Genomic DNA, 13135 nt, shown 5'->3' on the forward strand with positions numbered 1-13135 from the left:
GTGTCGTGTGACGGAGAGGGCGCTCTGCTCACGTCCGTAAAGCCGCCCACCCAGTCGGGGTGCTTATCCTTCTTTCTTGTCCGTGAGCCTGACAGTGGTACCATTTCCGGTGATACCGGAAATGTACATGGGTTTGGCGAACGATTTTTCGGGGACGCCGGCATCATGGATGACGGCTGTCAGTGTGACTTGCTTTTGAAGACAGTCGATCGGTTGCGGAACAGTCCATTTGATGCCCTTCGTGAGCTTCACGGTGGCCCGATCCGTACTGGCCTCACCTTCCGTCGCGCTACAAATGGCGCTGGACCCTTGCTTCAGTTGGATGACCGTCAATCGATTGGGCACATCAGGCTCCTTTCTGTGTGAGGTTAGTGGACAGGTTTCAGCTCAGTCCGATGTATCGTCTCTGCCAACAGCTACTGCAGTCCCAGCTTGACGCACTCGACCTCCCTCAGTGGCACAAAGGCCGTGACATCAGCGCTCATGATCCGGCGCGACTCACCTCGCCCTTTCGGGACCTCGCCCATCTTGGCCGTGCCGACATGGATGGCGCGTGTTGTGTCGGGTGAATCGTTCTCGCATTTCATGTACAGATGAGCGACCAATGTCGCTTCACCGCTCAACTCGATCGCAGACTGCAATGTCCCGCAGTACGAAAGGCCGAAACTCTTGGAATCGGGTTCGCCGATTAATCTGACCGTCGAGTTCAGGACTTTGACGTCTTCTGCGATCTCGGTCTCATTTTTTGTGAAGGTCTTGACGAAGGATGGTGTTTTGTCAGACTCGTCGATTCGGAGCGCAAGCGACACGCATTTGATGCTAGCCAGCGGCACGAAAGCGGTGGCCTCTCCGATGGCCATCACCGCGCGAGCGGGCTGCGCAGGTTTGAGCACACCCAGGTCGACCGTGCCAACGGTAACGCGACTTCCGGGTGCCTGGCCGTCGCATTTGATATACAGCGACGCGACGAGCTTTTCCTTGCCGGTCAGGCTCGCTGAAGAGGTCAGGGTCCCATTGAATGAGACGCCAAAGGTCTTTGACTCCGCTTCGCCGATCAAGCTGACCATGCCACCGCCAAGCGGACTTGGTAGCGCGTCGCTTCCGTAAACGGATGAAAAGGACTGTACGGTGAAGGGAGGCTTGACATCCGTTTCGGCGGGCACGCCTTGAGCTTGCCCTGAACCTGACCCGAATAAGAGCACGACCGCCAATGAGCCAACTGCCGCCAGCATGCTGCGTACGATCATGGTTATTGCCTCTTGAAGAAGACCCAGAATTCGAGTGCTCTGACATTGAACGATTTTGCGCTCTTTTTCTTTGCGTAGTTGCTATTGGTGATGTCGAGTCCACCATCCAGCGTTAACGTGATCTCGGAGGTGAAGCCCGGCCGATGTTCCTGCAACATCTTCGCATCGCTCTCTGTTCCTGGTTTGTATTCACGCAACAGGAACTGCACGATCTGATCGTCTTTGGCCTGCTCATCTAACGTGATCGTTTGCGAGCCCGCCGCCGCGTTGTAGACCATCCGCCAGGAAATAGGCTGGTCGCTGACCCATTGCTTGGTTTTTGATCCGTCCTGCGCTTCGATCGGATACTTGCCGATTTGAAAAAAGTACTGAAAGCCACCCGGCGCGGTGATGAGATGTTTGCCTGAGTGCGTGAACTCAACATCCAGCGAGAGGCCTCTGTCGGTAGTGGCAATGTCGAGTGTTTTGAGTGCGATGCCGATGATGCGCGCGCCGATCACGCTCTCTGAATTCCCGCTCGTCTTCGCAAAGTCCTCGACGATCCTAAACGTGAATCGCCAGGTATCCGTGAGCTGCGTGAGCTGTGCGGGTTTCAGCGTGCAGAGGTAGCGATTTTCCATGCTTGGTCTGACGCGTTGTAGGTCGTCGGTAATTTTCTGCCCGAGTTGTGCGAACTTGGCCTTGAAGACCGTTTCATAGATTTGGTTAAAATCGTTCTCTGCGAGCGTCTGGTCCAGCTGTCCGGCTGCCAGTTTGGCTTCCTCAAGTTGCTTGATCTTCTCGATCATGCTGGTTTGGAAAAAGTCTTGAGGGACCCGGCTCAACGTGTGATATTCGTACGACTTCACCACGTGGTACAGCGACTTTCTCAGGCGCTCCTCCGAGCGCTGCCGGAGCGCGCGCGCGTACAGTTTCACTTCCAGATCCAAAGCGTTACCCATGGTCTGCATCTGGCGGCCGATGGCCGCGCTTTGCAGCAGACTTTTGGAGATGGTGGCACAGGATTCCGACAAGGTATGCTGGGCCCGTTCTACCCCCTCCAAGAGCTGAGCCTTTTGAGTCACGAGCTTGTCGAGCGAGTCCATCAGCCCCTGAAATTCCGCCTTGTACTGGGCACTCTCGGCGATCTTGTTCTTAATCGCCTGTACTTCCGGCGAGTTGCGGTCAACCGGCACGACGAGCTTCGTCAAACCGGCGGCCATGGTGCTCACTCCCTGACCGATGCGTGCCGCATGCGTCATGGCCTCGCCGAGAAACTTCTGTTGATCCGATTGTTTCTGCTTGAGCGCGATAGAGTTCTTCGCGAGATCGTCTTTTTTTCCCTGAAGGGCGGCCACCTGCGTCAAGAGCCTATCCTTCGCATCTCGTTCCGCCTTGGTGAGGGCGTTGGTGTCGGCATCGGCAATTTGTTGACGCAGCCGTACTACTGCTTCATCGAGTTTTCGGTTCTTGTAGAGCGCCAGCTCTTCCTTGAATGAGAGGGCCTTGGCCTTCTTCTGTTTTTTCTTGGCTTCGTCTGTAATGGTCTTGGCTTCTTCCTCCAGAGTCGCGATCTCTTTTTCCAGGTTGGCTTTGTAGTCGCCGACCTTGCTATCGAATTCGGTTTCGATCTGACCGTTGATTGTGGAGATTTCCTCCTCAGTGGCGTTGAAGTTCCCCTCGATCCGTTCGAGCTTCTTTGTGAACGAGGTGTCGGAGGCTGCGAGGACATCATCTCGGTTGTTGGTCACGAAGGTCGTGATGCCTTCGCCGATCCCGCCTGCAAATTTGAAGGCTTCTTCCGCGGCATTCGGGTTGGACAGATCGATGTTTGCGACCGGCTGAAACACGGCGTCGCTGGCGGCGCCGAGAAACGGTTGGCCGACGGGAATGACCTTGCACAAGCCGGAGGCAATCCCGCAAATCCCGGTGAGAATGGCCTGTTCCTTTGCCTTGTCCACAGCCTGTTTCGTGATCGTCTCATCCAGCGCTTTGACCCGGCGGCCGATTTCCTGTGCCTGTCCCTGCACGGTAGCCAGCTCCTTGCGGCTCGATTCGAGCAAGGCGAGACCTTCGCTGTAATTCGTTTTCGCCAGCGCAATGGCGGCAGACAGCGCTTGGCGGGTGCTCTTGAGCAACTGTGCATGGTTCTGGACCTGAGCCCAGGACTTCTCGAGTTTGTAGGCAAAATAGAGAAGGCTCACCGCATTTTTCTGGTCTTCGAGGAACAGTTGCAGATTCGACATCAGTGACAGGCGAGGCAACCAGCCCGGTGGATTGCCGTAGTAGTCGAGATTGTCTTTGAGTTGCGTCAGGAGCGCGGCAATTTCGGTCGCCTGCCCAACCAGCGCCGCACTGCGCGCGTCTTCCGGAACCCACTCAATGACGTCGCGGTAGCAGGTGAGGATTTCACGTGCTTCGTCACGATACCCGTTCAGATAGGCGTCGCGCGCATACTGCAACGCCGGTTCTATGGCGAGATGATTTGGCCAACCGTTGGGGTAGCAGTCCAGTAATTGTTTGCGCTTCTCAGGCGAGGCGGGCAAGGGGTACGGATACACCTCTTGATAGAATGGTTTGCGCGAACCGTGCTGCCCCTTCTGACCATTACGAGAGGCAGCCCCCTGGCCTGCAAGGATAGGGAGCGGACACCGTTCGATCGAATAGGAGGGTTGAATTTTGGACGTGAACAGCTCGTTCTGGGCTGTGACTTGGAGGGTCACGAAAGCCGGTGGCCTGCTCGAATCGGTTGTCGCCTGTGGTCGACGGGCCGCTACTGCTGAGGCCATTCCTGGTTCACCGCTTTCGGTCTGCACATACAGCGCTGTGCTCTCACCCGACAGTGCTCCGTCAACCGCGACGACATTCATGGCCCAGAAACACCGGAACATGCCTCCATCACCACCGTCTCCTGCTTTGCCTGAGGGAAACGCGTCTGGAACCCCACCCGGCCAGACGCGCTCTCCCTTCTCATACGAAAGCGCCTCAGTTTTCCCAAGCAGGTCATCCATCATCACGACTTTGACATGTATGACGGAGTAGGACTTGTCGAGCAGGTCCCTCCATCCACTAGGCCAGTTCAATCGATGGCTATTCTTGAGGACATACTCGATATCCTTCGATTCCCAATACTTGAGAGACTCTTTGTCGCCCGCGTTTTTCCGTTGATTCTCTTTCGGCACATAATCCAGATAGCCGCCGCTCTCAGCATCCTGGCCTTTTCCGCCTACCGTGATGAATCGTGGCACCGGCGTAGGTGAGGCAGGAACAGCGATATTGGCACTTTCCGGCAGGCACAGCATGATATGGCCGCCGCGTGCTCCATTGAGGCCGTTCTTTGCCTCGATCTGGCCTTGCTCGTTCAGGGGTCTGCCGTTGTTGTCGCGCTTCGTCGTGTAGGCGGGAGGATGAGGAATCGGAGTTGTGGTGATACTGCCGTTCCCTTCAAAGACAAGCTTGCGGGTGCAGATCCAGAGATCGGTTTGCGGAAAGACTAACGGACTCCGGATGATGATTTCGTCCGCATACATCTCCAACGATTCGATGTCGTTGCTGCCGCTGTAGTTGAAGAGTTTGGTCGTCACCTCATCCGGGTTGCCGGTGGGGTTGGTGTTTTCGTACTCATCCCAAATCAGCTTCACGCCGCAGACGCGGATCTTCCGCGTGGTCATGCCCGCGACACCGTTGAACATCCGTTCCGTGTACCCCTGTGTGATGCTGACGGTGGTGTAGCGTTCCTTCTTAGGAAGGTCTCCCTTTTGGCCGATCAGTAGAGGTGTCATCTTATCTGCCATGACTGAATCTCCCATCGCAGCCCTGCTTTTGATACAAACATGTTTTCTGCATGAGATTAGCCCTCTTCCCAGAGACACCCTGATTAAAACCTCAGTGCATCCTGAATGCTGCGCCAATCATATTCAGTCCTTCTCTCGTATAGAACTCAGCCGAATCATAGCTGCCCCTACACACTTAGGCTGCGGCTTGGGACGTGTGTATCGCCCACTCACCCCAGATTCAGGCTCACCACAATATTTTCCCGCACATTTTGTGCGTACACTTTTTAGGTACAAGTGGAAACAAGAGGATATCCATAGGTGTCTACCAATCCGTCTATCCCCCCAGAAAAGGCCATCGAGAACCGCTCATCGAAACCAATCGGCCACAGCGCGGGGTACTTATACTGCCAATTTCCCACTCCAACCAAGATTGGAATGCACCTATCTGCAGGACCCCTTTTTACTAGTTAATACAGGCACAATACCTATGGCACACAAGTAACTATACTTGCATCGCACCATGTGTCTGTACCTACAATGCAAAACATCCGAGCAACCTACTGTGTGTTCACATCTATCGTGCAAGGGCCGCTACCAGACAACGAGTGGGCGGGTGGGAGATCAGCACGCGGCATGAGGATGCCTCTCGGCGACACCTTGTTACTAGGACAAATCAGCGCCGGCTTGCACGGATCCAGGTACCAAGGGATCGAGGTGGCCGGACATACCGACAACACCCGTTCCGGTCCGACCATCGAAAGGGCTTTCGGGACAATCAGGAACTCTCCCGACCCCGTGCGGACTACGTCGTGCAGGTGCTGATCAACGGAGGACTGTAGGGTGACAGAGTCAAAGCCGTGGGCTCTGAGGATAGTAAACCGATCACGATGAACGATACGGACAAGGGGGAGAGCAAGAATCGATGATTGAAAATCGTGATTGCTCAGCCCCCGGAATCAAGAATCGCCGTTGTAAAGGTGTGCACAGGATGTTCTAAAAGCCCATCCAGCGGGGCAAGAACACCGCTGGTGGGCTTTTTCAACGTCATGAATTAGAGTCGGCTCCGTAGCCGTTCGTACCCGTTCTTCAATTCCTCGATCGCCTGGTTCAGTGCATCGCCGACGGACACCGCCGTTTTCCCCACTTCCTCCCGTGCGGCCTCCAACTTTGGCTTGATCTCGTCCCACTGAGTCTCCAGCCGAGCCCATTCGTCCTTGGCTTCCGCCTTCGCCAAATGCAACTGCACTTGAAGTTCATCGCGCTGCTGCTTGAAATGTTCGAGGGCCTTGGTAATCTGCTCAGTAACTTCTGCCATGGGATACGCTCCTTTATGAGAAGGTGGACAGAAACAGCACTAATGTCTGCTTTACGTACACGCGGCTCACCCCAGTCCCAACAACCTGACCCACCAATCAGGATCCTGACAACACAGCGGGCCTGTTGTTGATGACATCCCCGAAATCTGAGCTCTGAGGGGATCAGCCTGAATGCACCATACAACCGGCAGGCCCAGAGTTCAACCCCACAACCTGCTGGATTCCAACAATCCTGCACCGGAAATTGCGGTGTGCAGAGGGGCAGAAGGGAACTGCACGATGGCATCCAAGCCCTTGATGATTCGCGCCCTGTTTGAGTCCAATTCCTGACAGGATTCACCTCATGCCGTACGAGCCGCTCGACGACGCAGCGACACCGCTCAAGCCCGTTTACGTTTGTGGTGGACGCCAGGTGGCCGGCTTGAAATAGGGTTGCAGTGGGCGTCGGCCAACGGCCCGGTGAATCTCAAGAAAATGGGGATAACAAGGAAGATGCTCGATTTCGCCAGGATGAAAGAGGCCGGCGTCGGAGGTTTCCTCCTGATCGGCTCGCGGCATTCCGCTGATTACCCGCCCCACAAAGACGGTCTCCACCCCTGCCAACTGATCGCCGTTCGGATAGACCACGGAAAACCGTTCCCCTGCGAAGACGCCAAGAACCTGTGTAAGTTCGACATACACCGCCGCCTCTTCCCATACTTCCCGCACCGCCGCATCCGATGGCAACTCATGAGGGTCGACAATCCCGCTCGGCGCCCCCCACAAGCCTGAAGCCCTATCCTTGACGAGCACCACCCGTCCCTGATCATCATAGGCCAGGACCGCCACCGTCGGGACGTGCAACAACGCGGTCCCGATTTTTGCGCGAAGAGCTCTGATGAACGCAGGAATCGCCATGCGCCGGACGTTACGCTATTCTCAGCGAAGAAGCGAGCAGCAATACGCCGGTGTCCGGCCCGTGACACATAACTGGTATCGCACGCAAGCACGACGACTCACGATGCCTCTCAACCAGCCAGTTTTGCTGGAACAACCGTTCAGGGCTATGTCCCGACTGACGCCGGCTCATTCCGTGATGACGAGCTCACGCAATCCTCCCCCTCACATTCCACTTCTTTGATGTTATCCGTTGCCGCGCACCTATTTGCGTTCCAAAAACCAGAACCGGTAGAGTACGCCCTTGTTTAGGGTGTGCTCCTCCTGACTCGCCCACACCACTGGAGAACAACTATGCGCGCACATCGTTTTCTACCTATGCTGGCCGTACGGCTGCTGCTTGTCGGAGCTGTCTTGCTCTCAACCTTACTCATGACAGCGCATTCAGCCCTGGCCCATGGTGACGGTATATCCGAGATAAGTACCGCACATGCAAGCCAATCGATCTCGCCAAACCCAGCTAGCCCGAAGGCTGCGGGGCTCCAAGCCGCCTGCTGGGCTCTGAGCATGCCCTATGGCGCCATGAAAGTCGCCTATGCCATCGGCGGAGGTGTTGTGAGTGGCCTCGCGTGGACAGTGACTGGCGGAAACACGGAGTTGGCCAAGTCCATCTGGATTTCCTCAATGACAGGGGACTACATTGTCCAACCCCAGCATCTCTCAGGAGAAAAGCGCCTCTACTTTGTGGGACCGCCGGAATAACTTTTGCGCTGACTACGTCTTCAACACTCACATGGCCTACCCTGGTCCTGAACCAGGACGCCACAGACGCAGTACAGATCGCTAAAGCCAGTCGCACTCATCATCATTCGTTATCGTTGCCGGGAAACCGTCTTTCGGACCACCGCATTGACAGATGCGTTTGCGAAAGTGCACCATATGCTCCTCGTTGATTTTTTTGACGCTTGCATCAATTAGGGAGAAAAGAATATACAACGCCGGGTTTAATCTTTAGAGCAGAAGGAGACCAGGATCATGGCATTGCTGATTACCGACGAATGTATCAACTGTGGCGCCTGCCTTCCGGAATGTCCGAACGAGGCGATCTTCGAAACGCGCAGCGGCGCGGAAGAAAAGGGTCTGCATGTGGGTGACGGTCAAGGCGTGGGCGATAATATTTACGTGATCGCTCATGATCGGTGCACCGAATGTGTCGGCCATTTTGACGAACCCCAGTGTGCCGCAGTTTGCCCGGTCGATAACTGTTGTATTTCTGATCCGGCTTATCCTGAGGGATCAGATGTCTTGCTTGAAAAGGCCAAGACCCTCAATCCAGACAAGTCGATCGATCCGGCAAAAGTGTGGAGCGGGGTTCGGAACTGAGCGATTCCGCGTCGGCATTTCGATTGAATTAGGCTGTTAAAAAACTCTTCGTGCCCTTGATGCGTCTCACGGATCAAGGGCACGGAGTCAGTTAGTATCGCCCGCAGGACGGAGAGACGGCATCGGTCCAGGCTTGTGTGCCCCACCGCAACTGAAGCGATGAGTTATGTCTGAAAAGGGTCCCCGATTCCTGACCAATGCGACCGTCATCAAGGTATTAGCTAAAGTCTTTGCCTTCCAAGCCATCGAGATCAACCTTTTGCGGTCCCAGGCCGGAATCTCCGACACGAACTGGAAAGCCCTAAAGACCGAAGCCTTTAAGAAAACCTACGCCAAGCAACGGGCGTTTTATGAAGATCGCCTGACTGGTGCGTTTGCGTTGGAGCACATCTCCCAGTCTGAACGCGAGACCAGACTGCTGGAACTCTGGCTCAAACAGAGCGAAGAATCATCAAAAGACGAACCATAAGCCAGACGAAGTCTCTGTCCGCCTCACTCCTGCCGGCTGCTCGCCTTAGCCTTTTCCACCTGAACATGAATGTGCCCCTCCATAAACTCCCCGTAGGAAGCAGCGACATACTGGATAGAGGGGGCAAACAAGACCCGCCTATAGACCGTGCGGACGCCAGGTTGCCGGTTTGAAGTAGGGTTGGGATTGACTACTGGCTTGACGGATCGCATGGAAATGGGGATAGCAGGACAGATTCTCTATCTCGCTCGTATAGAAGAACCTCGCGTCGGAAGTTTCCTCATGGTCGGCTCGTGGCATGCCGCTGATCAGCTTTCCCGCAAAGACCGTGGCCACCACTGATAGCTGATCACCATTCGGGTACACACCTGAGAAATGCATTCCTGCAAAGACGCCCAGAATATGCGTGAGTTCGACAAATACTCCCGCTTCCTCCCAGGCTTCTCGTACCGCTGCATCCGACGGCAGCTCGTTGGGATCGACGATGCCGCTCGGAGGCCCCCACAGCCCCGATGCAATATTCTTGACGAGTAACAGCCGCCCTTGATCGTCATAGGCCAGGACCGTTGCCGTCGGCACTTGCAACAAGTCCGTTCCGATTTTTTCACGGAGAGACTTGATAAACTCGGGAGTTGCCATACGCTCGATAGAGTACGGCATTCCACCCAAAGAAGCGAGCCGAACTACCAGCTCGAATCAGCAACGACAAGGTAGTGGTTGCATGGAGAGATTCAACATGACGCCGTAAGCCATCGTTCAAACTGGATGGAATCAGCGAGACTCCCCTGCGCTATAGCTTCAATGTATACAATGCTCTTCGATTTCATCCGGTTGGACATGGACAGGAGGCCTGGTCCAAAGACTGTTTTTCCGATCAAAATAGAGCCGTCTTTCTGAAGCTCACCCCTTGACAGAAATGAATCCACACTCCTGCTGCAGAGAACGTCATCCCCAGAAAACTTTACAACCTGTGGATAGCCAGTCAGTAGATTGGGCATAGCATGGGTATCGGTCTGACTGAGTGGATAACCTCAGACGATTTTTCTAGGAATATGCAATAGAATCAGGAACGTCTACTTAGACCACTATTCCTTGTGGTACAGAGGCTCGAGAGCGGATGCCTATAAAATAGGCACTTTGATAAATTCACGCGCTATTCGTGGCATCTTACCTGGCAACCAGAACTTGCCCACATAGATATCCACAGAAGATGGGGAATGAAGATCGTCCGACTAATCATTCGTCTGAAAAGTGACTTCGGCTCTGTCTATTTCTAATTGTGGCGAGCTGGTATGGGAGGTTTCCACTTCCACGGTGGGATAGGATCGGGTTCAGACCACAGGCCGTGCTTGGAAGCTCTCGCGAGTTCTTCCATATCCTTGAGAGCCGGATCGTGGACTTCACCAGGCAGAACCCAGGCAAGTCCCTCTTTGACCAATTCATGGGCGATGTTTCGCCCATCTGTCAGTAAGATATCGGCTGTCATGCGGCCCCGCTGATCCTTCTTCAGTTCCCTCACTACGACATCGCGATTGGCGAGGTACGCCGCCGCGGCATGTTTCGCTTGCTTCCCATAAGGTTGTTTCAGCTCGGGGCAATCCACATCGCGAAGAGCCACTATCTGGTTCTTTTCCTGATAGTGAATCGTTACACGGTCGCCTTCATGTACGGTCAGCACCCGTGCGACGAACTCCGTCCCAGCTAAGGCCTGGACGGGCATGACCAGCAAGATTCCCACGATGGCGGAAGAGAGTCTCATGACGCTCTATGCTACCGAGCTCCGCTGATTCAGCAAACCTTTTCCCAATTTCATGCAGCGACTAAGCGATCCAGTCCATGACGCGCCATGCCCAAGCCTTGACCATGGTGTCGCATCAAGCGTAGATTGCTAATGTGATGCCGCCTCAGCAAATAGGAGGTGGTTCTCATGTGTGTCCGGAAAACAGCAGACCAACTTAGCAGATCTTGTCGAGTGTGGTCCTCCTCGTCGTTCTCTTTTGTCAATCGACTCATTGAATTGTCGACCAGGTCTCACCGTGCTTGTGTGTGCCTGATACAAAACCTTCCACCGTTGTGTCTCTGTGGTCCACGATGAAGGGAGGGGGAGTTCTACGTCGAACCATCGCGAGAGAGCTGCCCAGGGTCATTCCAAACACGGAGTATCGTCAGGATCCATCCGTGTGCTGCTCACCGAAGCACAGCGCCTGTTCAGACAGAGTCTGCACCTTCTGCTGGAGAGGGAACGTGACATTACCGACGTTCTCGAGGCCTCCGATACACAAGAAGTCTGTCGGCTCGCGATGGCACACAGCCCCGACATCGTGTTACTCGACGTGGACATGCTGCATCTTGACGTGGCATCAATCACACACCTCCTCCACAAGTACCACCGCAAGACGCGAGTTCTTCTCTTAGCTCGGTACGATGAAGATGCGCGAATCGTGGCAGCAATGAAGGCTGGTGCTGCTGGATACATCCTCAAAGACGCCGATTGGACGGAGTTCCTACGCGTCCTCAGATCAACGGCAAACAGCCAACCGATTTTGTCCCCGATCCTGCCGGATCGCTTCGCACACAATGTTCCTGACTCGTTACGAACCCCCTATGAAGGCAACGCCTTGCGGCTGTCCACTCTGAGCGACCGTGAACGTCAGATACTGGCTTGTGCGGCGGCTGGTCAAAGCAATAAGGAAATTGCCGATCATTTGTGCGTCTCCGTTGAAACCGTGAAGACACACCTGCATCACATCTACCAGAAGCTATTAGTGGAGGGACGCGTTGAAGCCGTTATCGCATTTCTTCGTGCTCAGTAACCTTGCCGTACAGCCGCCCCCTCGTCACCCGATCGACGGAGACAGTAATTCCACCCTCACAGCGATGGAGAAAAGACAAATCGGTTTTTTTAACATTCAGGCAACCACGGAGGGCGATCCAAACACACACCGAATCATTCTCATGTATCTATCACGCAAGGAAGTCACCTACCATACGTGAGGCACACATACTCGATGAATTAAGATCGGAGCCAGGGTGGGCATTCCTGTGCGCAGCGTTTTTAATTGGTGTCGACGTCTTTGTGTTGATGAGGGTCAGCTTTGCGGACTGAGTAGCGCACAAGGTCGAGGACCATGCGGAGGAAAACCCCTCAGTCTTGACCGCCAAGAATTCTGCCGGAGCCATCGCCGGCTGGTAGTTCTGGCAATCTCTATCTTCCTGCCGTAATCAGCCACCAGGCTTAGCGACTTCCCCCGTTCCGTGAGGATGTCCGTGTACCCTCGTCAGGGACCGCCTCATCCCACTTCCGCCACAATCCATACCCTGTCCGACGATGGTCTGATTAACGCAAGGTATGATAGTGACAAGATGTCTCCGTTGACTCACCAGGTCCCTGGTGTGACTGCGCATTCGCAATTATAGCCGTGATATGCTACACTACTGGATACGAATTTTGCTCCTCGCGCCCATCCCTTCCGAACTCTGTGCTTGCGCGATCGTCAGCAGTAAATTCCTTGGGCAAGATTTTCCTGTGAGCCATTGCGGGGCGTGTGAGGATGCCACGGCCTGCGCCTGGCAGGATTGTAGTGACAGATACAATCCCCAAGAGCACAGTGTTTGATATCAGCCCCACGAGCCGAACCAGGCACCTTAGACTTTCGGAGAGGATCTCTTTATGACAACAGCGAGCAATACCCGACCAGCACCCGCAGAGCATTGGGTCCGCATTCCAAACGGCACACGAGTGCGTCATCGATCGGAAGCCTACGAAGGGATTATCGACGGACTTACAGAGATCGTGTCCGGGACGGAGCGTAATCCCGACGGAAAAACGCAGTATCGCGTCAAGGTGGAAGGTGGGACGCGATTGCTGGTTTCGGAGCAACATCTGAATGTTCTGATCGATACCAACCAGTTAGTTCTGGTCGGTCGTGAATCTGAACTGTACCGTCGCTCTCTCACCACCCGACTTCGCGCAGTCCTTCCGGAAGATCGGTTTGTGGCTGCGACTGACAAGGCGTCGGCGTCCCGTCAAAAGTCTCGGTGATGGTCACGCAGATATCGAACCATCGATTTTGCACCTGAACCTGTCAC

At 54.7% G+C, this 13135-nt stretch carries 12 protein-coding genes; 5 read left to right on the forward strand and 7 right to left on the reverse strand.

The window, feature by feature from the left end; translation table 11 throughout:
- Window positions 1-63: 63 nt before the first annotated feature.
- From COMA1_RS00905 to COMA1_RS00925, 5 genes are all read right to left on the reverse strand, one after another.
- Entirely contained in the window at window positions 64-345 is a 282-nt protein-coding gene (locus COMA1_RS00905) for a hypothetical protein (protein ID WP_090742457.1), read from the reverse strand.
- Window positions 346-416: 71 nt separating this feature from the next.
- Window positions 417-1247, reverse strand: a complete 831-nt coding sequence (locus tag COMA1_RS00910; protein ID WP_090742460.1) for a hypothetical protein — start codon at window positions 1245-1247, stop codon at window positions 417-419.
- A 2-nt stretch (window positions 1248-1249) separates the two neighbouring features.
- Window positions 1250-5020 (reverse strand): GumC domain-containing protein, encoded by a 3771-nt coding sequence (locus COMA1_RS00915; protein WP_176697757.1) that lies wholly within the window; start codon window positions 5018-5020, stop codon window positions 1250-1252.
- 1033 nt (window positions 5021-6053) lie between these two features.
- On the reverse strand, window positions 6054-6317 hold the full coding sequence (locus COMA1_RS00920) for a hypothetical protein (RefSeq protein WP_090742466.1): 264 nt from the start codon (window positions 6315-6317) through the stop codon (window positions 6054-6056).
- Between the two features lie 391 nt (window positions 6318-6708).
- Window positions 6709-7215, reverse strand: a complete 507-nt coding sequence (locus COMA1_RS00925) for an NUDIX domain-containing protein (protein ID WP_090742469.1) — start codon at window positions 7213-7215, stop codon at window positions 6709-6711.
- A gap of 333 nt (window positions 7216-7548) precedes the next feature.
- On the opposite strand from COMA1_RS00925, the gene COMA1_RS00930 reads away from it, so the two are divergent.
- From COMA1_RS00930 to COMA1_RS00940, 3 genes are all read left to right on the forward strand, one after another.
- Window positions 7549-7956 (forward strand): hypothetical protein, encoded by a 408-nt coding sequence (locus COMA1_RS00930; protein ID WP_141654171.1) that lies wholly within the window; start codon window positions 7549-7551, stop codon window positions 7954-7956.
- Between the two features lie 273 nt (window positions 7957-8229).
- Window positions 8230-8577, forward strand: coding sequence for a 4Fe-4S dicluster domain-containing protein (locus COMA1_RS00935; RefSeq protein ID WP_090742474.1), 348 nt, complete (start codon window positions 8230-8232; stop codon window positions 8575-8577).
- 166 nt (window positions 8578-8743) lie between these two features.
- A complete protein-coding gene (locus COMA1_RS00940; RefSeq protein WP_090742477.1) occupies window positions 8744-9046 on the forward strand; it encodes a hypothetical protein in 303 nt (100 codons plus the stop codon).
- Between the two features lie 138 nt (window positions 9047-9184).
- Here the strand turns inward: COMA1_RS00940 and COMA1_RS00945 are convergent, their stop codons facing one another.
- A complete protein-coding gene (locus tag COMA1_RS00945) occupies window positions 9185-9685 on the reverse strand; it encodes an NUDIX domain-containing protein (protein WP_176697758.1) in 501 nt (166 codons plus the stop codon).
- 634 nt (window positions 9686-10319) lie between these two features.
- Window positions 10320-10805, reverse strand: coding sequence for a thermonuclease family protein (locus tag COMA1_RS00955; protein ID WP_090742486.1), 486 nt, complete (start codon window positions 10803-10805; stop codon window positions 10320-10322).
- A 421-nt stretch (window positions 10806-11226) separates the two neighbouring features.
- Here COMA1_RS00955 and COMA1_RS00960 point away from each other — a divergent pair, with 421 nt between their 5' ends.
- Window positions 11227-11859, forward strand: a complete 633-nt coding sequence (locus COMA1_RS00960; protein ID WP_176697759.1) for a LuxR C-terminal-related transcriptional regulator — start codon at window positions 11227-11229, stop codon at window positions 11857-11859.
- Window positions 11860-12716: 857 nt separating this feature from the next.
- Complete coding sequence (locus COMA1_RS00965; protein WP_090742492.1) at window positions 12717-13088, forward strand: hypothetical protein; 372 nt, start codon at window positions 12717-12719, stop codon at window positions 13086-13088.
- Window positions 13089-13135: the final 47 nt, after the last annotated feature.

It is taken from the genome of Candidatus Nitrospira nitrosa (assembly GCF_001458735.1).
GTDB lineage: Bacteria > Nitrospirota > Nitrospiria > Nitrospirales > Nitrospiraceae > Nitrospira_D > Nitrospira_D nitrosa.

What these genes read in the sequence shown, in the direction of transcription:
- COMA1_RS00920 (WP_090742466.1), bottom strand. Translation starts at nt 6,317, where the DNA reads ATGGCAGAAGTTACTGAGCAGATTACCAAGGCCCTCGAACATTTCAAG.
- COMA1_RS00955 (WP_090742486.1), bottom strand. Translation starts at nt 10,805, where the DNA reads ATGAGACTCTCTTCCGCCATCGTGGGAATCTTGCTGGTCATGCCCGTC.
- COMA1_RS00930 (WP_141654171.1), top strand. Translation starts at nt 7,549, where the DNA reads ATGCGCGCACATCGTTTTCTACCTATGCTGGCCGTACGGCTGCTGCTT.
- COMA1_RS00935 (WP_090742474.1), top strand. Translation starts at nt 8,230, where the DNA reads ATGGCATTGCTGATTACCGACGAATGTATCAACTGTGGCGCCTGCCTT.
- COMA1_RS00965 (WP_090742492.1), top strand. Translation starts at nt 12,717, where the DNA reads ATGACAACAGCGAGCAATACCCGACCAGCACCCGCAGAGCATTGGGTC.
- COMA1_RS00940 (WP_090742477.1), top strand. Translation starts at nt 8,744, where the DNA reads ATGTCTGAAAAGGGTCCCCGATTCCTGACCAATGCGACCGTCATCAAG.
- COMA1_RS00925 (WP_090742469.1), bottom strand. Translation starts at nt 7,215, where the DNA reads ATGGCGATTCCTGCGTTCATCAGAGCTCTTCGCGCAAAAATCGGGACC.
- COMA1_RS00910 (WP_090742460.1), bottom strand. Translation starts at nt 1,247, where the DNA reads ATGATCGTACGCAGCATGCTGGCGGCAGTTGGCTCATTGGCGGTCGTG.
- COMA1_RS00945 (WP_176697758.1), bottom strand. Translation starts at nt 9,685, where the DNA reads ATGGCAACTCCCGAGTTTATCAAGTCTCTCCGTGAAAAAATCGGAACG.
- COMA1_RS00915 (WP_176697757.1), bottom strand. Translation starts at nt 5,020, where the DNA reads ATGGCAGATAAGATGACACCTCTACTGATCGGCCAAAAGGGAGACCTT.